Raw genomic sequence first — 18,677 nt, 5'->3', positions numbered from 1 at the left:
CGCGCGGGCGCCCCGAGGCCGCCCGACCGGACGGCACCGCGCCGCGGGCTTCGGCGGCGTCAGGCCGGACAGGGCCTGGCTAGGCCGGGCGGACGAGGCGGCTTTCGTAGGCGAAGATCACGGCCTGGACCCGGTCGCGGAGTTCGAGCTTCTGCAGGATCCGCCCCAGGTGGGACTTCACGGTCGCCTCCGCGAGGTACAGGGTGGCCGCGATCTCGGTGTTGGACAGGCCGCAGCCCACCTGGACGAGCACCTCGCGTTCACGGGTGCTGAGCCGGCTCAGCCGCTCCTCGTGGTCGGTGCCGCCGCCGCCGGGGAGGTGCGGGCGGAAGTTCTCCAGCAGGCGCCGGGTGATCCGCGGGGAGAGCACCGCGTCGCCCGCGGCGACGTTGCGGATCGCGGTGAGGAGCTCCTCGGGCCTGGTGTTCTTCAGCAGGAAGCCCGAGGCACCGGCGTTGAGCCCGGCGAAGGCGTACTCGTCCAGGTCGAAGGTGGTGAGGATCAGCACCCTGCTCTGCGGGGCGACCTCGACGACCTGCCGGGTCGCCTCGATCCCGTCGGTCCCGGGCATCCGGACGTCCATGAGGACGACGTCGGGGCGCAGCTCCCGGGCGAGGTGCACGGCCTGGCCGCCGTCCGCCGCCTCGCCGACCGGTGCCATGTCGGGCTGGGCCTCCAGTACGGTGCTGAAAGCCATGCGGAGCAGCGCCTCGTCGTCGGCGATCAGGATGCGGATCGTCATGCGGACGCCGCTCCGCCGCTGTCGAGGAGGAGGCGGGTGCGGACTCCCCAGCCGCCGCCCGGAAGCGGTCCGGCCTCCAGCGTGCCGCCGTAGGCGGCCGAGCGCTCGCGCATCCCGGGGATGCCGTGGCCGGACGGTGGGGCGGCGGGACGCGGCGGGCGGGGGCCGTCGTCGGTGACGTCCACCGTGACGGTCCCGGTCGAACAGCCGATCCGGACCGTTGCGCGGGTGCCGGTGGGTGTGTGTTTGAGGGTGTTGGTCAAGGCTTCCTGTACCAGGCGGTAGACGGTGAGTTGGGCGGTGGCGGGGACGTGGGCGTGGGTGCCGCGCACTTCGAGCCGGGTCGGCAGTCCGGCCGCGCCCATCTGGTCGGCGAGGGCCGCCAGTTGTGCGATGCCGGGCAACGGGTGGCGCTCCGCGTCCGGTTCGTCGGTCCGCAGGATGCCGAGCGAGCGCCGCATGTCGGTCAGGGCCTGCCGGCCCGTCTCGGAGATCTGGAGCATCGCGGCGGTGGTCTTCTCGGGCGACCGGTGCTGTGCGTAGACGGCGGCGTCGGTGAGCGCGACCATGACGGAGAGGTTGTGGGTGACGATGTCGTGCATCTCCCGGGTGATGCGCGTCCTCTCCTCGGCGACCGCCAGCCGCGCCTGCTGTTCCCGTTCGTGCTCCAGACGTGCGGCCCGTTCCTCCAGGGCCGCGAGGTAGGCGCGCGTGGTCCGCACGTTCACACCGAGGACGGCGGCGGCGACGGTCATCGCGGTGACCGCGACGAAGGGGGTCGGGAAGGCGCCGTCCGGCGCCCAGCGCAGGCAGGCCAGCAGGACCCCTGCCTCGACGACGGCGGCGGCGAGGAGCGCGCCGCGTCGGCCGGTGTGCGCGGCCGCCGTGTAGAGGGCCACCAACAGGGCGACGTCCGCGAGTAGTTGGACGTCCATCAGCCACTGGACGAAGGCCGCGGCCACCACGGCGCCGAACACCGGGAGCGGGGCCCGGCGCCGCCACACCAGGGGCAGCGCGAGGGCGGCGGTGAGCGCCACGGCCACCGGCAGTTCCTGCGGGGGGTGCGTGGTGACCACGTTGACGAGGAGAAGCGTCGGCAGCAGTGAGTCCCACACCGTGGGCGGCAGTCGGGAGCCCCGGCGCCCGGCGGCCGTGAGCAGTCGCGCCGATCGGGCGGTGGCGCGGTCGGCGTCGCTCGTCAGCCGCACGGCCGTCCTCGCCCACCACGCCCGCGCCCGGTCCCGGACCCGCGCCCGGTTTCGTACCCGGTCCCGTTCACGGACCAGGTGGGCAGGGCCGGTTTCCGCGGCCGCCTCGGTCATCAGGTGTCCTCGTCGATTCGGCATCATGGTGGCCCGGCCGGGGCCGCCCCGCGTACGGCAGGGTCCGGTCGGGCACGGGTACGTCCGCCTCGCGCTGCCCCGCACGAACCACGGCCCTGTCACGGTAGACCGCGAGCGCCGCGACGCACATGCGTCCACCGTCTGATGACACCGTGCCGGGGTACGACCGCAGGAGGAGTCCCGGCACCTCCCGTGGTCGCAGGGCGGTCGCCGATCCGGCGTGCCCGACTGCTGCTCCGGTTGCACGGGGACCGCCACGGACTGCGACCCCGGGCGCACCCGACGGCGACCCGGGATCGATGTGGCGGCGCGCACCCGGCGCCGAGGATGGCCGGGTGACCGAGATCATCACGGGACTCTTCATGTCCCCCCTGGAAGTCCTCGCCCTCCTGGGCGCCGTCGCGCTGGTGGCGGCACGCTGGCTCCCCGCTGCCGCCCGCCCGCGCGCCACGGTCGCGGCGGGGGCGGTTCTCCTGTTGTCCGCGATCGTGCTGGGTGTGGCCGGGATCCGCTGGCAGATGCTGCCCGTCCTGGCCGGCGCCGCCCTCGCGTTGCCGTTCGCCCTCGCACCCCTGCTGCGGCGCCGTCCCGGCCGGCCGGCGTGGCGGGCCCGCTGGTGGCTGGCGCTGCCGGGATCGGTGGCCTGCGCCGGCCTGATCGCCACGGGCCCGGTGGCCGCCTGGGCCTTTCCGGTACCCGTGTTCCCCACCCCGTCCGGCGACTTCGCGGTCGGCACCAGGGTGGTGCAGTGGACCGACCCGGCCCGCCCCGAGACCTTCACCCCCGATCCGGACGACCGGCGCACGGTCGTGGTCCAGCTCTGGTACCCCGCGCAGAAGAGCCCCGCAGGCACGCAGCGGGCCCAGTACCTCGGACGCACGGAGCAGGAGGCGCGCACCGTCTCCGACGCCCTGGCCGGCGGGGTCGGGCTGCCGGGCTTCCTGGTCGACGGTGTTCCGCGGGCCCGTTCCCAGGCGGTCTTCGACGCGCCGGTGGACGGCGGCGGGGGACGGTTCCCCGTCGTCCTGTTCTCTCCCGGGTCGGGCGGAGTGCGCACCCAGAACACCGCCTGGGCGGAGGAACTGGCCAGCCACGGCTACGTGGTCGCCGCCCTGGACCACCCGTACGACTCCGCCGCCGTCGTCCTCGCCGACGGCCGGACGATCACCACCGAGACCTCCTCCTCCGGCGACCGGGACAAGGACGACGAGCTGGCGGCCGGCTGGACGGCGATCCGGGCCGCGGACCTCGGCTTCGTCCTCACCCGGCTGGAGAGCCTCGACCGGGGCGAGGCCGCCGACCCGCTGACCGGACGGTTGGACACCGGCCGGGTCGCGGTGACCGGACACTCCATGGGTGGGGCCGCCGCCCTGCAGGCGGCCCGGCAGGACCGCCGGTTCCGCGCCGTCGTCGACCTGGACGGCTACCCCCACGGCCCCACCTCGCCCGCCCTCGACCGTCCGGCGCTCGCTCTCACCCAGGCCGTCACCGCGGGAACCGACCCGCGCTACGTGCCCCGCCTCACCGAGGCGCTCAACTCCACCACGGCGACGAGCTACCGGCTCACCGTCCCCGGTGCCGCACATCTCACCTTCATGGACGGCCCGCTGTATCTGCCGCCGGTGCCCTCGATAGTCGGCTCCCTGGGCCGCACCGGGAGCCCGCGCATCGTCGCCGCAGCCACCCTCGCCTTCCTGGACGCGGTGCTGCGGGACAAGCCCGGCGACCCGGCCGGCAACCTGTCGGCCTACGGCGACCTCAGCGTCCACCAACCGGACGGCAGCCGCTGACGGTGGACCTCGGTGAGCCGGGCCTCGCCCTGTCCGGGGTGGTCGAACCGAACCCGCTTTCCTGGCGGCACGTCAGATAGTGTGCGGGGGAAGGGGCGTCGAGTCCGTCGGCGGCTGGAACGGCAGGTAGCAGTCGGCGACCGGTAGCGGCCGCCGCTCGCCCGGCAGCGCCGTGTCGCAGCTCCGTAGGTCGGACGGCACCCGGTGGCGGACCGTCGGCCGGCCGGCGCCGGGTACGGGTCGCACCACCGGCATCCGGTCGGCGAACCGGGCCGTCCCGGGCGGCCGTTGCGCATCCGCCGCCGACCCGGTGGGCGATATGCCGAGGTGGACGGGTGGTGCGGTCGGGCCCGGGGCGACGGTCTCCCGGCGGGGGGTGTCGGCGGGCAGGGCGCTCAGCGGGAGGCCGAGCAGGAGAGCGAGACAGGCGACGGAGGAGACGGCCGTCGAGTTCGAGCGGTGCACACGGATTCCTGGGTCGAGTGGCCGGGCCGCAGGCGGGCCGGGGCGTTCCCCGTTCACGCTAGGAAGTTGCCGGCGGGCGTGCAGCACGGTCGGCACCGAGGGATTTGGGGGCCGCCGGGTGCTTCGGCCCCGCTCGCGGCGCCGGATCCCCGACCGGCCCGTCGCCCCGCCGAACGTGGTGCCCCGGTACACCCCCGCGGTGCGGACCGAAGGAGTGGGCCGGGGCGCCCGAAATGATTCGGCGATCGGCCGTTTCCACTGGCCGACGGCCCCGTGGTTCTGCTGTGATCAGCGCCGCGGGCCTCGGCCGGAGCGTGCGAACAGCTTGTCGCCGGGGAGCCGTCCCACGCCCCGTGCCCTTGTCCGGGCCGACCTCTGCCGGCCCGTCGAGCGGGCCCGGGTCGATCTCGCCGGCGTGGGGCGTCGTGCCGCGTACTTCGAAACCGTCACCACTCCTGGAGGAGAACCCATGGCCACCACTCGTACCGCGTCCGCCGTGTGGAAGGGATCGCTGATCGAAGGGGCGGGCGAGGTGGCGCTGGTCTCGTCCGGCGCCGGCTCGTACCCGGTGTCGTGGCCGGCCCGTGCGATGCAGCCGAACGGGGTCACCAGCCCCGAGGAGCTCATCGCGGCGGCGCACGCCTCCTGTTACTGCATGGCCCTCTCGCACGGGCTGACCGGGGTCGGCACGGCGCCGGAGTCGCTGGAGGCGCAGGCCGCGGTGACCTTCGAGCCGGGCACCGGGATCATCGGCATCGTCCTGACCGTGCGCGGCTCGGTGCCGGGTCTGTCGGCGGAGGAGTTCGCGGCGGCGGCCGAGGTGGCCAGGCGGAACTGCCCCGTCAGCCAGGCGCTCGGCGGCGTTCCGATCACCCTCGCCTCCGTCGAGCTGGGCTGACGTCCCGGGTCGTCCCGGGTCCTGGAGGCCGGCGACCCGGGACACTGCCGGTGCCGCGATTCGGTGCGGTTCGCCGGAAGGAATGTCCGGCGAAGGAAGACGGCGCACCACGGTGAAATGCCGGAGAGGGGCGCGCGGCAATGTCGACGGATTCGTCCGGCGAACGGTCACCGCGGGAAGGGCGGGATCGGGATCGCCGGGGGTGGTGATCTCCGTGGCGACCGTTCCACGACCCGCGCCGCGCGCTCCCGGTCACTGGTGCACCCGCTCGTGGCGCAGCCGCGCGTGATGGAACATCCGGCGCCCGGTCGGCAGGGCCGTTCCGTCCCCCTGACGGGGCTTCGGCCTCGGCGCTCCTCGGGATCCTGCGACCGGTCGACGTCGTCAGGATTCCAGCCGTTGACGCGGATTGACGGAAATTCAATTAGGGATCGCCCACGATTGTCTCGCGAATTCTGCCGCCGATGCCATTTCGGGATCGCATAGGGTCGATGCAATGCTTGCCGTAATCGTTGCTTCCTGCCATGATTCGCGCTTGTGATAAACCGTCGCACTCTGATCACGGCGCTTGCCGCCGTACCGGCCCTCTCCACCGTGGGCACCATTCTGGGGAGCACCCCCGCCCAGGCCGCCGACCTGTATGCCTCCAACACCGCGCTCTACTCCGACCCGGCACTGGTCGAAGGCGTGGACTACGGCCGGCGCTCCCGTCGGCACCTGGTCGACGACCAGGACCCGGCGGCCCGCGCCCAGTTCGTCCGGACCGCCGTGATCGCCCCGCACGGCGGCGGCATCGAGGGCGGCACCTCCGAGCTGTGCCTTGCGATCGCCGGCTACCACCCGGCCGATCTCGCCCCGACGCCGACCGCCGGTCCGGTGCACGACTTCTGGATGTTCGAGGGCATGCGCTCCTCGGGCAACAGCGCGCTGCACGTCACCTCGACCCACTGCGACGACACGACCGCCCGCGCGATGTGTGCCGGCAGCCTCAACGTGGTGTCGCTGCACGGCTGCACCGCCGCCCAGGCCGGGCTGGAGGCCGGTGCCCAGGCAGTGCTGGTCGGCGGCCTCAACTCGACCTTCCGCCAGTACCTGATGGAGGAGTTCGCGACGGCGGGCATCCGTGCGGTGACCGCCTCCGGGGAGGAGGAGATCGCCGGTATCGCCCCGGAGAACATCTGCAACCGCAGCCTGCTGGGTATGGGCGCGCAGCTGGAGATCACCACCGATCTGCGCGGCGCGATGTTCGCCACGGGCAAGAACACCCGCGCCGACCGGGCCGCCAACACCCTGCCGCTCTTCTGGAGCTTCACGGGTGCGGTCCGTACGGCGATCCAGCGCTTGGAGGCGACCCAGCCGGTGCTGTGACGGGCCGGGGTCCTCGAAGGGCGGCTCGGCGGCCTTGAGCCCCTCGACGGGATCGCCGTAACGGCCGTGGCCGGCGAGCAGTTCGGGCCGGCGCGACGAACGGGTCACGCCGAGCCGCCCTCCCTCGTCCAGGCGCCGACGCCGAGGCGTCCGGTCGTGCCGAGGTCGAGTTCCGGGGTGACCATCACGGGGGCCGCGTCCGGGAAGGCGCGGACCCGTACGTAGGGGGCGTTGACCGGGGCGCCGTCCTGCGTGGTGTTGCGCCACACCAGGGTGGAACGGGCGCCCTGGCCCGGCTGCAGGGCGATCTCCTGCGGCGGGTCGTCCGCGCCGGTGCCGGTGGTGATCTCGGCGCCGCCCGGCAGGATGCGCACCCCGTCGATCGGCCGGTGCTCCAGGTCGAGCAGTTGCAGCTTCGGGTAGCCGTTGACGGTCACCGTGGTGCTGCCGCAGTTGCGCAGGTGGAGGCCGACCACGCGCAGGCCCATGGCGGCGTCGCCTTCGTCGGCGTACAGGCGAAGACCCGACGCCGGGCACGGGCCCGCGGGCTGCGGCGCCTCGGCGCTGGGCACCCGGCGGACCCGGAGGATCTTGACCCGGGGCCCGGTGCCGGCCCGCGTGGTCTCCCGCCCGCCCAGGTCGACCGTCGCCGTCACGGTGGCGCCCGGAGCGATCGCGGGGACGGTCCGGGTCACGTTGTCCAGGGCACCTCCGTCCGCCGAGAGCCGGCTGAACACCACCGTGACGTCGGACGGCTCGCTGCCCGGATTGGTCACCTCGTACTCCGCGCAGGCCGGGCCGGCGGCGGTGATCCGTACCCCGCCCTGCCCGGAGGGTGCCGCCGATCCCGGCGGTGTCCCGCACGGCCCGGCGCTGCCGGACGTCCCCGGGGCCGCGGTCGTCGCCGCCACGGACCCGCAGCCCGCGACCAGGGCGGCGGCGACCGCGGCCGCCGCTGCGGCCGCCACGGGACGATGGACCGTCAGCAAGTCGGTGAGCTCTCGGAATCGACGCATCCGCCGATGCGATCACGCTCCGCGCCGAACGGCTGTGAGGGGCGCCACTTCCCGCGCAACAGTCCTGCAACGTACTGCTGACCACCGTCTGACCACCGTCGCGACCGGAGGGGCGGACTGCGAGTCGGGTCGCGGTTGAACGTGGAGGGCGACCGGCGGCGGCCGGGGAGGTCGCAGGGGGAGAGGGCGGGGCGAGGCCGGTCGACCGGTTGCGGGCCTCGGCGGGCGTGGCTCAGAGGCTGTGGGCGGTGATGTCGCCGTAGGAGGTGGTGGCGCGGATGTCGAGTTCGGCGCTGCCGTTGTTCTTGAGGGAGTTGCTGACGCGGCCGTAGCCGGTGCCGGCGTCCAGGGTGGCGGAGGCGCCGGTGGCGGCGCCGACGGTGATGTCGCCGGACTGGGTGCTGAGGACGACCGTGCCGCGGACGGCCTCGGTGATCCGGATGTCGCCCCGCTGGGTGCTGATCTCGGCGGGGCCGCCCAGCCGGCCGATCTCGACGTCGCCGTCGGTGGCGGTGAGGCGGACGCTGGCGGCCTCGTCGATCTTGATCTGGCGGTACGCGCCGTCGAAGGCGATGTCGCCGAGGCGGCCGACGCCGCGCAGTTCGGAGGCGGCGGCCCTGGCCTCGACGCGGGAGCCGACGGGCAGCTTGACGGTGATCTCCACGGATCCGGAGGGTCCGAAGAGCTGGTTCCTGGCCGCGGGCGCCGCGATCCGCAGGACGCCGTCGTCGTGGGTGACGGTGGTCTGCTCGGCCGCCTGGACGTCGCGCCGCTTGGTGGGGTTGGCGGGCCGGACCTCGACGACGGTGTCGGTGCGGTCGGCGGCGATCAGCTGGATGCGCCCGGCGGGGACGTCCAGGACGGCCGCGATCGGTGCGGGGGTGTCGAACTTCTGCATCATGCCCTCCTGGGCTCGCTAGATCTTTCTGACGCCGGAAACGCTACGTTGCTTTCCAGGGCTAGGCAACAAGCTCGTTGCGGCAAGTGGTTATATCTGCAGGTCAACGATGCGAAATCATTGCAACGACCGGAGAGGTAATGCAATGGCCGCGGCTTCGATCATTGCAATGGGTGAGGAGTGAACGCTATGCTGGGCGAGCAGGGACCACCATGGACGACCCACCGAGGAGATCGCGATGCCGGGAGGCAGGCTCACCCAGCAGGAACGCCAGCAGATCGCGCTGGGGCTGGCCGACAGCCTCCCCTACGCCGAGATCGCGCGACGCCTCGAACGTCCGACCTCGACGGTCACGCGTGAGGTGATGCGCAACGGCGGCCCCACCGGCTACCGCGCCGACCTGGCCCACCGCGCCGCCGAACGCCGCGCCCACCGGCGCAAGCCCGTCTCCCCCCGGGGGCCGGAGCCGGTCCCCCAGCTGGGCGGGCGCGACGCCGACGCCGTGCGCGACTTCGAGGAGATGCTGACCACCGTCCTCATGCAGTCGGGCCTGCCCAAGATGACGGCGCGGGTGATGGCGAGCCTCTACGCCACCGACGCGGGCAGCCTCACCGCGTCCGAACTCGCCCAGCGCCTCCAGGTCAGCCCGGCGTCGATCTCCAAGGCGATCACGCTCCTCGAAAGCCTGGACCTCGTCCGCCGTGAGCGCGACGAGCGCCGCCGCGAGCGCTACATCGTCGATGACGACCTCTGGTACCAGTCGATGATCCGCAGCGCCCGGGACAACGCCAAGTTCGTCGAGGCGGCGCGGCAGGGCGTCACCATCCTCGGCCCCGGCACCCCGGCCGCCACCCGCCTGGAGAACGTCGCCCGCTTCCTCGACTTCGTCTCCGAGGGCATCACGCGCGCCGCCGAGCAGGCCCGCGAAGTCCTGTACACCCGGGCCGAACCGGCTGCGGCCGCCACCACCGCACCGACCGCCGGCCGCGACTAGGGGGCGTCCTTCGGGTCGCGACGCCCGCCCGGCGTGATCCGAAGGACGCGCCCTGGGCCCTGTCCGGCCCCGACCCCTTCGATCGACGAGCAGCCGCCCCGGCATCCCGCCGGGGCGGCTGTTTGCGTGCCGCCGGTGCCGGCGCGGGCGGGTTCCGCTACGCGGGGGCGGCGCCGTCGGGCGGGCGCGGGTGTGCTTCGAGGGCGGGCGATGACGTAGCAGCTTGTAACGTTTTCGCTGTGCGCGACGAAAAGTCCTCGAAAACTGTTGTTAACCGTTGCGGGTCTGGCTAGATTCACTCCCGCTCCCGCCGGTGGCGACGGGTGCGGCGGCACCGGACGGCGGTGCGCCGGAGAGCGGGGACGGCTGGTGTGCGGCGCTGTCCCGAGCCGAGAGAAGGAGACCCGGGCATGGGTGGCAGAGTCGTGGGCGGTCCGAGTCGGCGCGGGTTCCTGAAGGGGCTCGGCGCGGCGGCGGTCGCCGCGGGCGGGGGTTCGGTGCTCGCCGCGTGCAGCGGTTCGAGCTCGGGCGGCGGCGACAACGGGGGCTCGGGCGAGCTGTCCGGCTCGGTCACCGTGTGGAGCTGGAAGAACCCGGCGGCGGAGCTCAAGGCCCTGATCCCGGCGTTCAACGCCGTCCACCCGAAGGTGAAGGTCACCGTCCAGGACATCGGCAACCCGGCCATCTGGGACAAGATCACCATCTCCATGGCGGCCGGCGGCCAGGGGCTCGCCGACGTCCTGCACATCGGCGTGGACTACCTGCCCAGCTACATCGAGAAGTTCCCCGGCGGCCTGGCCGACATCTCCAAGCTCGGCGCCGACAAGTACGCGACCGCCTTCGCCCCCGGCCTGTGGCAGACCGTCTCGCGCGAGTCCAGGGTCTACGCCCTGCCGTGGGAGGCCAACGCCAGCGGCTTCTACTACCGGGCCGACCTCTTCCAGAAGGCCGGCGTCGACGCCACCGCGCTGGCGACCTGGGACGACGTCATCGCCGCCGGCAAGAAGGTCAAGGACGCCACCGGCACCGCCCTGCTCGCGCTGGACCGCTCCGCCTCGCAGGCCGACTCGGCCAACCTCTTCCAGCTGCTGCTCCAGCTCCAGGGCACCTTCTACTTCAACCTGGACGGGAAGATCACCCTCAACTCGCCCGAGGCCGTCCGAGCGCTGACGCTCATCAAGGAGATGAACGACGCCGGCCTCGTCCTCGACGCGCAGGGCTCGCCCGGCCAGCCGGGCTACGACTCCGCGGTCAAGGCGGGCAAGGTCGCGGTCTGCCCCAACCCGGCCTGGTACGGCGGGTACATGGAGACCCTGGCCGCCGACCAGAGCGGGAACTGGAAGCTGATGCTCCCGCCCGCCGTCACCCCGGGCGGGTCCCGCTCCGCCATCGTCAACTCCACCCACCTGGCGGTCGCCGGGTCGAGCAAGAACCAGCGGGCGGCCTTCGCCTTCGCCGAGTTCGCGCTGACCCGGCCCGAGTCGCAGGTCGGGATCTACAAGAACAAGGGCATCTTCCCCGCCCTGCTCAAGGCCTACGACGACCCGGCGTTCCACACCGAGGCGGCGTTCTTCGGCGGCCAGAAGTACGCCGAGGTGTTCCTCGACGAGCTGTCCAAGCCGTCCGTGCCCACCAACTACACCGCCGACTACGCCCGGGCGCTCAAGGTCATCGACGACGCCCAGACCAAGGTGCTGCTCCAGGGCGCCGACCCGGCCGCGGTGCTGAAGTCCGCCGCGGAGCAGCTCGTCCAGCAGACCAGGCGGGCGCAGGCATGACGACCGCTCCGCTCGATCGGCCGGCCCCGCCCGGGGCCGGCCCCTCGGCCCCGCGGACCCGCACCACCCCGGCCCCCCGGCGGGCCGGGCGCGGTGGTGGCGCCCGCCTCGCGCCCTACCTCTTCGTGCTCCCGGCGCTCGCGCTGTTCGCGGCGTTCCGGCTCTACCCGGTGGTCTGGTCGTTCCTCCTCAGCCTGTACCGGACCGACGGTGTCCAGCAGACCTGGACCGGCCTCGGCAACTACGACCGGCTGATCCACGACCCGCTGTTCTGGAAGGCGCTGGGCAACACCGCGCTGATCCTGGTCGTCCAGGTGCCGGTCATGCTGGCGCTCGCGCTCGGCCTCGCCGTCGCGCTCAACTCCGCGCTGCTGCGCTGGAAGCCGGTGTTCCGCCTCGGCTTCTTCCTCCCGGTGGTGACCGGCCTGGTCACCTACGGCCTGATGATGGGCGCACTGCTCAACCAGGACTCCGGTGCCGTCAACTGGCTGCTGCAGCTGGTCGGACTGCCCGAGGTGCACTGGCTCAGCGACCCGTTCTGGGCCCGGGTGGCCATCATGCTCGCCCTGACCTGGCACTACACCGGCTACAACGCGGTCATCTACCTGGCCCGGCTGCAGACCGTCCCGGCCGAACAGCACGAGGCCGCCGCCGTCGACGGCGCGGGCGCCTGGCGCCGGTTCTGGCACGTCACCCTGCCCGCGATGCGGCCCGCCGTGCTGCTCACCGTCGTGCTGTCCACCATCGGCACCCTGCAGCTGTTCGACGAGCCGTTCATCATGACCGGCGGCGGGCCCGACAACGCGACCACCACCATCGGCGTGTACCTCTACCAGACCGGGTTCCGGTACTTCGACTTCGGCTACGCGTCCGCGATCGGCTACGCGCTGGTCCTGATCATCTCGCTGCTCGGCCTCGTCCAGGTCAAGCTCGCCAAGGAGGAGGAGTGATGGCCGGCACCAGTCCCGCCTTCCGTGCGTCCCGCCGCGGTCAGGTGCTGCTCACCGGGGCGATGCTCGCCCTGCTCGCCCTCACCGTCGCCCCGCTGTACTGGCTGGCGATCGCCTCCACGCACACCTCGCACGACATCTTCGGCCGCCCGCCGCAGCTGCTGCCCGGCGGCGAGCTCGGCACCAACCTCGGCAACCTGGAGGAGTCCGTCGGCTTCGGCCGCGTCGTGCTCAACTCCCTGCTGCTGTCGGTGGTCTACACCGTCCTCGGCGGCATCGTCTGCACCCTGGCCGGCTACGGCTTCGCCAAGTACCGCTTCCGCGGCCAGGGCTTCCTGTTCTCGCTGCTGCTGCTCGCGCTGGTGGTCCCGACCCAGCTGACCATCGTGCCGCTGTTCAAGATGATGGTGAACCTGGACTGGCTCAACACCTACCAGGCCGTCCTGCTGCCCAACCTCGCCCTGCCGTTCGGGATCTTCCTGATGCGCCAGTCCATGCGCTCCCTGCCGGACGAGCTGCTCCAGGCCGGCCGGATCGACGGCTGCGGCGAGCTCGGCCTCTTCCTCCGGATCGCGCTGCCCACCATGCGCCCGGCCCTGGCGGCGCTGGCGATGTTCCTCTTCCTGTTCCAGTGGAACGACTTCCTCTGGCCGCTGGTCGCGCTGCGCGACCCGTCCTCGTACACCATCCCGGTCGCCCTCGCCGCGCTGACCGGCAGCTCCGACGTCGACTACGGCCAGCTGCTGACCGGTACCGCGGTGGCCGCGGTACCGATGGCCGTGCTCTTCCTCTTCCTGCAGAAGCACTTCGTGTCCGGGATGCTCGCCGGGGCCGTGAAGCAGTGACCGCCCACCCGGCCGGTCCGCGCACCGCCGCGCCCGCCCCGACCACCCCCTCCGCCGCCCCGACCACGCCTTCCACCGCCCCGACTCCAGAGAGGCCTCCCGTGCAGACCGGCTCCATCGACCTCGCCGCGCTGCCCACCTTCACCCCGGACCAGTGGGAGGGCGGGACGCACGAACTCCGGCTGCACGGCACCCGGATCACGGTGCAGGCCGCGCCGGGCGCCGTCGCGGCGGCCGCCGAGGACACCGACACCGTCGTCCTCGCCGCCACGACCGCCACCGAGGTGACGATCCGCCTGGACGTCCCGCTCGGCGACGCCGCCGGCTTCTGGCACCCGAACGCCGGCTGGGAGCGCACCCTGCCGGCCGACTGGTCGCCCTGGCGCTCCGTCTCCCTGGTGGACTCCGCTCCGGCCGGCTGCCTCTTCGACACCGCCGGGCGCTCCGTGCTCGCCTTCGCCGCCGACCGCGTCGTGCGGCAGACCGCCGTGCGCTTCGGCGTCTCGGAGGAGCACAAGCGCTTCGGCGTCTGGCTGCGCTTCCCGCTCGCCGCCGGCGAGTCCTGCCGGGTGCGGCTCGCCGCTCCCGGGACCACCCTGGCGGCCGCGCTGCGGGAGCTGCGGGACTGGTTCGGCGCCCTGCCCGGGGGCACGCCCCTGCCCACGCCCGACTTCGGCCGGACCCCGGTCTACTCGACGTGGTACGCCTTCGCCCAGGACGTGACCGCCGCCGGGGTCGAGCGCGAGGCCGCGATCGCGGCCGAACTGGGCTGCGGGCAGCTCTTCCTCGACGACGGCTGGCAGCTGCACGGTGACGGGCGCGGCTACGCGGGTTGCGGCGACTGGACGGCCGACCCCGCCAAGTTCCCCGACCTGCGCGCCCACGTCGAGACCGTCCGCGGGCTGGGCCTGCGCTACACCGCGTGGATCGCCCCGCTGCTCCTCGGCGAGCGCTCCGCGGCCCACCGCGACTGGGCCCGGTTCGCCCCGCACCACGTCCACCGCCTCGACTGCCGGATCCTCGACCCGCGCCACGCCGAGGTCCGCGAACACGTGGTCGGCCTCTGCCGCGGCGTGGTGGCGGAGTACGGCCTGGACGGACTGAAGATCGACTTCCTGGACGAGGCCACCGCCTACGGCCTGGCCCCCGCCCCCGACGGGGCCGGCCCCGGCTACGTCGCGGACGTCGGCGAGGCGATGGCCCTGCTGCTGACCCGGCTGCGCGAGGAGCTGCACGGGCTGCGCGGCGACGACTTCGTGATCGAGCTGCGCCAGCGCTACACCGGCCCCGCCATGACGGCGTACGGCAACCTCCTGCGGGCGATCGACTGCCCGGCCGACGCGGTGGCCAACCGGGTCCGCACCCTGGACATCGCCATGCTCGCCCCCGGGGGCGCCGTCCACTCCGACATGCTGATGTGGGACCCGGACGGCGCGCCGGAGGTGCTCGCCCGGCAGATCCACGGCGCGCTCCACTCGGTGCCGCAGATCTCCGCCCGGCTCACCGGGCTCTCCGGCCCCCACCGCCGGGCGCTGGCGTTCTGGCTCTCCACCTGGCGGCGGCTCAGCCCGGCCCTGACCGGCGGCCACTACGAGCCGGGCCGGCCCGACGAGCTGTACCCGCAGGTCACCGCCCGGCACGACGACCAGTACGTGGTCACCGCCTACACCGACCGCCCGGTCACCCTGCCCGCGGAGCCCTGGCACGCGCTCACGCTGGTCAACGCCTCGACCGCGGGGCGCCTGCTGCTGGACGTGCGCGGGGCCGCGCGTCGCGTCCGGATCGAGGCGTACGACGCGGCGGGCCGGCCGCAGCCCGAGCTCCTGATCGACCTCCCCGAAGGTCTGCACTCCGTCGCCGTGCCGACCGGCGGTCTCTGCCACGTCACCGAGGTCGCCGGATGACATAGTTACGGCCGACCGGGGACAACGATCAACCCAATTGGGGGCAGGTAGTAGTGGAACAGGAAAAGGTCGGGATCACCGAGGTCGCGCAGCGGGCCGGGGTCAGCGTGGCCACGGTGAGCCGGGTGCTGAACCGCAAGGCCGGGGTCTCGCAGAAGACCCGGCAGGTGGTCGAGCGGGCCATGGAGGAGCTCGGCTACGAGCGGGGCACCGCCACCGGCGGCATCGTCGGGGTCATCACCCCGGGGCTGTCGATCCCGATCTTCGGTGTGCTGGCCGAGCGGATCGGCCTCGCGCTGGCACCGCACGGCCTGCGCGCCGTCGTCTGCCCCGCGCTGCCGGGCGGCGTGCAGGAGCGCGACTTCCTCAAGTCGCTTCTCGACCTGGGCGCGAGCGGCATCGTCTTCTGTTCCGCCAGCAACACCCTGGAGAACTTCGACCCCGAGGTGCTCCAGCTCCTGGAGAACCGTCCCGTCCCCTACGTCTGCATCAACGGCCGCTTCGAGGACAGCCCCTCGGTCGCCTTCTCCACCGACGACGCCTACGCCGCGGAGCTGTCGGTACGTCATCTGTACGGGCTCGGCCACCGCCGGATCGGGATGGCCGCCGGTCCGGTCGGAAACCGCCCCGCCGACCGGAGGGTCGCCGGGTTCCGGGCCGCGATGGCGGCGCTCGGCCTCGGTGAGGACGAGCAGCCGGTGGTGCACCAGACCTACTCGGTCGAAGGCGGCCAGTTCGCCGCCGAGCAGTTGCTGGCCCGGGGCGTCACCGCGGTGATCGCCGCGAGCGACCAGATGGCGCTCGGTGCGATCCGCGCGATCCGCCGCCAGGGCCTCTCCGTCCCCGAGGACGTCTCCGTGATCGGCTACGACGACGGCCCGCTCATGGAGTTCACCGACCCGCCGCTGACCACGGTGCGCCAGCCCGTGGACCGGCTGGCGGCCGAGGTCGCCCGCGGCCTGGTCGGTCTGCTGTCCGGGCACCAGGTCCCGGTCGGCGAACTGATGTTCCAGCCCGAAGTCGTCGTGCGCGGCACGACCGCCCCCCACCACCCCCGACGGCCGCCTGCCTGAGGCCGCCGGGGGCGCACCTTCCACAACGATGTCGGAGGATACGTTGCCCCACCCCGTACCCCGTCCCGCCCTGCTCCGCGCCCACGCCCACCTGGGCCTGGTCTCCGTTGCGGCGAGCGCCCTCACCCTGCTGCCCGCCGGGGCGGCCCACGCCGGCGGCGACCCGGTGGTCCCCGGAAGCGCCTACACGATCGCCTCCGGGGCCACCGGCCAGTGCCTGGGCGGCAGGTGGGCGGCCACCGCCGACCTGACCCCGGTCGTGCAGCAGCCCTGTCAGGGTCTCCTGGGCCAGCGCTGGCGGCTCACCCCGAACGGCCGCGGCGGCTACACCATCGCCGACCGCTCCGCCCCGAACTCCTGCCTCAGCGTCCAGGGCGGCTCCACCGCCTCCGGCGCCGCACTCGTCGAGTACGCCTGCAACGGCTCCCCGAACGAACAGTTCACGCTGGAGACCACCGCGAACGGCGCCACCCTCGTCCACCCGCAGAACAGCGCGCTCTGCCTGGACCTGCCGTACGGCGCCCCCACCCCGAACGTCCAGGTCCAGCAGTACACCTGCCACGGCGGCGCCAACCAGCAGTGGCTGCTGACCCGGGCCGACCCGCTGATCTTCGCCAACCCGGGCTTCGAACAGGGCACCACGGGCTGGACGTTCACCGCGCACGCCGGCACTGCCGGGAACAACGCGCACCGGGGGGCGGGCCTCGCCTACCTGGACGCGGGCAGCGGCTACCGGATCAGCCAGAGCACCACCGCGCCACAGGCGGGCAGCTACGACATCGGCGCCTGGATCGCCACCGGCGCGGCCGGCGGCACCCTGACCGTGCAGGTCAACGCGGTCACGGTGGGAACCGTGACGGTGCCCGCGCAGAACGTCTACGCCCAGTACACCGTGCCGGGCGTACGGGTGGCCGCCGGAGACACCGTCACCGTGTCGGTCGGCTCCGCGCCCGGTGGATGGGTCAACGTCGACGACGTCACCGTCGCGCCGTCCGCCCCCAACAACCCGCGGATCAGCTCCTCCAACGCGACCGTCACCGCCCTCTTCGACTGGGCCCGGGCCAAGGCCAACTCCTTCGCCGCCCAGCCCGGTGCCACCGGCCCGCTCAACGCCGACGAGCGCACCAGCGGGGGCAGCGGACAGGGCACGTACGCCGCCGGCTACTGGGCGGGCTACCCGTACCGGTCGGCCTTCTACTCCCGGGACTTCGCCCACCAGGTGGTCGGCGCCCACCTGCTCGGCCTCGACGCGGCCAACAAGACCATGCTCCGCTCCTTCGCGTCCTCCGCGGCCGGCGCCCCGGACCACATGCCGTACTGGGCGGTCAACTTCGACGCGAAGACCCCGCTGTCGATCGACTACCACAGCCCGACCTCGTTCGTCCGCGAGCTCCCCGCCGCGTTCGAGCTCGCCCAGAAGATCAACGAGGCCTACGGCTGGACCGGCGACACCGACTACCTCGACGACCCGGCGCTGTCCGGATTCGTCGCCGGCACCGTCGGGCCCTACGTCACCGGGCACACCGGCCCGATCGACAACGGCGGCGTCCCGGTCGCCCAGGCCACCAGCGGCGACATCTTCCAGGGCGTCGCCAGCTACAACGAGAACGGTGCCACGCTGGCCGAATCCGGCGACGCCGTGGCCTCGCAGTACCAGGCCTACCTGGCCGCCGCCGCGCTGGCGACGGCCAAGGGGAACGCCGATACCGCCGCCGGGCTCCAGGCCAGGGCGGCCACCCTGAAGACCTACTTCAACACCTCGTGGAGCGTGGACCCGGCGAACCCGGCGCGCGTCGTCCGCGCCTACGACGTCAACGGCACCGCGTACAGCGACTGGGGCAAGGAGAACTCCTGGTTCATACCGCTGAAGGGCATCATGGACCCGGGGCAGCGGCAGAACGACTACCTGGCCTGGATCGACGCCCAGGCCTCCGGGGCGGGCGCGCCCGAGAACCTCGAAGCCGCCACCTACCTGCCGGACGTGTTCTTCGCGCACAACCAGGGCGCGACCGGCTGGAAGTGGATGCAGTACGTCCACGACCGCGTCGGCACGCTGCACAGCACCGGGCGCTTCCTCAACGGCGACTACCCCGAGATCGCCTTCACCCTGCTCGGCCAGACCGTCCAGGGCCTCATGGGCGTCCAGCCGGACGCCGCCGGGCACGCCCTCAGCACCACCTCCCGCCTGCCCTCGGACATCGGCTGGCTGCAGCTCACCTCCGTCCCGGTCGGCAGCGGCACGGTGACCCTGCGGCACGACGGCGTCACCAAGTCGGCCCTGACCAACACCTCCGGCACCGGCAGCCTCACCTGGACGGCCCGGTTCGCCGGCACCCACAGCGGCATCACCGTCGACGGCGCGGCGCAGCCGACCCGCACCGTCACGATCGACGGCGTCACCTACACCTACGCCACCGTCACCGTCCCAGCCGGCCGGACCTCGGTCGTCCAGGTCACCGGCTGACCGACCCCCGGCCGGCGGCGCGGCACTTCCCCCACGGTCCGCGCCCCGGTCGGGCACCCGCCCGGCGGCAGTCGAGACACTGCCGCCGGGCGTTCTCCCGATCCCCGGACAGCAGGGCCGACCGGCTCCCCCGGACCGAGCCCCGAGGA

At 73.2% G+C, this 18,677-nt stretch carries 15 protein-coding genes; 10 read left to right on the top strand and 5 right to left on the bottom strand.

Going from position 1 to position 18,677, the window contains the following annotated elements; genetic code table 11:
• Positions 1-79: 79 nt before the first annotated feature.
• Together RMN57_RS08895 and RMN57_RS08890 are read right to left on the bottom strand one after the other, a co-directional pair.
• Positions 80-742: a response regulator transcription factor gene (locus RMN57_RS08895; RefSeq protein WP_313762850.1), complete on the bottom strand. Its 663-nt coding sequence runs from the start codon at positions 740-742 to the stop codon at positions 80-82.
• A complete protein-coding gene (locus tag RMN57_RS08890) occupies positions 739-1,950 on the bottom strand; it encodes a sensor histidine kinase (RefSeq protein WP_380234093.1) in 1,212 nt (403 codons plus the stop codon). The genes RMN57_RS08895 and RMN57_RS08890 overlap by 4 nt, the downstream gene beginning before the upstream one ends.
• A 434-nt stretch (positions 1,951-2,384) precedes the next feature.
• Between RMN57_RS08890 and RMN57_RS08885 the strand changes: the two genes are divergently transcribed.
• The gene (locus tag RMN57_RS08885) at positions 2,385-3,875 is read left to right on the top strand and encodes a dienelactone hydrolase family protein (protein WP_313762849.1); all 1,491 of its coding nucleotides are present in this window, start codon (positions 2,385-2,387) and stop codon (positions 3,873-3,875) included.
• Between the two features lie 72 nt (positions 3,876-3,947).
• Here the strand turns inward: RMN57_RS08885 and RMN57_RS08880 are convergent, their stop codons facing one another.
• Positions 3,948-4,340: a hypothetical protein gene (locus RMN57_RS08880; RefSeq protein WP_313762848.1), complete on the bottom strand. Its 393-nt coding sequence runs from the start codon at positions 4,338-4,340 to the stop codon at positions 3,948-3,950.
• Between the two features lie 469 nt (positions 4,341-4,809).
• Between RMN57_RS08880 and RMN57_RS08875 the strand changes: the two genes are divergently transcribed.
• Both RMN57_RS08875 and RMN57_RS08870 read left to right on the top strand, forming a co-directional pair.
• Positions 4,810-5,238, top strand: a complete 429-nt coding sequence (locus RMN57_RS08875) for an OsmC family peroxiredoxin (RefSeq protein WP_313762847.1) — start codon at positions 4,810-4,812, stop codon at positions 5,236-5,238.
• 594 nt (positions 5,239-5,832) lie between these two features.
• A complete protein-coding gene (locus tag RMN57_RS08870) occupies positions 5,833-6,606 on the top strand; it encodes a poly-gamma-glutamate hydrolase family protein (protein ID WP_313762846.1) in 774 nt (257 codons plus the stop codon).
• A 104-nt stretch (positions 6,607-6,710) separates the two neighbouring features.
• Here the strand turns inward: RMN57_RS08870 and RMN57_RS08865 are convergent, their stop codons facing one another.
• Both RMN57_RS08865 and RMN57_RS08860 read right to left on the bottom strand, forming a co-directional pair.
• On the bottom strand, positions 6,711-7,574 hold the full coding sequence (locus RMN57_RS08865) for a DUF4232 domain-containing protein (RefSeq protein WP_313762845.1): 864 nt from the start codon (positions 7,572-7,574) through the stop codon (positions 6,711-6,713).
• 280 nt (positions 7,575-7,854) lie between these two features.
• Positions 7,855-8,520, bottom strand: a complete 666-nt coding sequence (locus RMN57_RS08860; protein ID WP_313762844.1) for a DUF4097 family beta strand repeat-containing protein — start codon at positions 8,518-8,520, stop codon at positions 7,855-7,857.
• A 238-nt stretch (positions 8,521-8,758) separates the two neighbouring features.
• Between RMN57_RS08860 and RMN57_RS08855 the strand changes: the two genes are divergently transcribed.
• From RMN57_RS08855 to RMN57_RS08825, 7 genes are all read left to right on the top strand, one after another.
• Positions 8,759-9,514 carry a helix-turn-helix domain-containing protein gene (locus RMN57_RS08855; RefSeq protein WP_313762843.1) on the top strand — a complete coding sequence of 252 codons (756 nt, stop codon included), beginning with the start codon at positions 8,759-8,761 and terminating at the stop codon, positions 9,512-9,514.
• 410 nt (positions 9,515-9,924) lie between these two features.
• Entirely contained in the window at positions 9,925-11,292 is a 1,368-nt protein-coding gene (locus RMN57_RS08850; protein ID WP_313762842.1) for an extracellular solute-binding protein, read from the top strand.
• Positions 11,289-12,242, top strand: coding sequence for a sugar ABC transporter permease (locus RMN57_RS08845; RefSeq protein ID WP_313762841.1), 954 nt, complete (start codon positions 11,289-11,291; stop codon positions 12,240-12,242). The genes RMN57_RS08850 and RMN57_RS08845 overlap by 4 nt, the downstream gene beginning before the upstream one ends.
• Positions 12,242-13,087: a carbohydrate ABC transporter permease gene (locus RMN57_RS08840; protein ID WP_313762840.1), complete on the top strand. Its 846-nt coding sequence runs from the start codon at positions 12,242-12,244 to the stop codon at positions 13,085-13,087. Before RMN57_RS08845 ends, RMN57_RS08840 begins: the two co-directional genes overlap by 1 nt.
• 101 nt (positions 13,088-13,188) lie before the next feature.
• The gene (locus RMN57_RS08835; RefSeq protein WP_313762839.1) at positions 13,189-14,991 is read left to right on the top strand and encodes an alpha-galactosidase; all 1,803 of its coding nucleotides are present in this window, start codon (positions 13,189-13,191) and stop codon (positions 14,989-14,991) included.
• A 53-nt stretch (positions 14,992-15,044) separates the two neighbouring features.
• Positions 15,045-16,064, top strand: a complete 1,020-nt coding sequence (locus RMN57_RS08830) for a LacI family DNA-binding transcriptional regulator (RefSeq protein WP_313762838.1) — start codon at positions 15,045-15,047, stop codon at positions 16,062-16,064.
• Positions 16,065-16,107: 43 nt separating this feature from the next.
• Positions 16,108-18,528 (top strand): RICIN domain-containing protein, encoded by a 2,421-nt coding sequence (locus tag RMN57_RS08825; RefSeq protein ID WP_313762837.1) that lies wholly within the window; start codon positions 16,108-16,110, stop codon positions 18,526-18,528.
• Positions 18,529-18,677 lie beyond the last annotated feature (149 nt).

The organism is Kitasatospora sp. CM 4170, assembly GCF_032110285.1.
GTDB classification, from domain to species: domain Bacteria; phylum Actinomycetota; class Actinomycetes; order Streptomycetales; family Streptomycetaceae; genus Kitasatospora; species Kitasatospora aburaviensis.
This window is presented reverse-complemented; position numbering and strand designations above follow the sequence as displayed.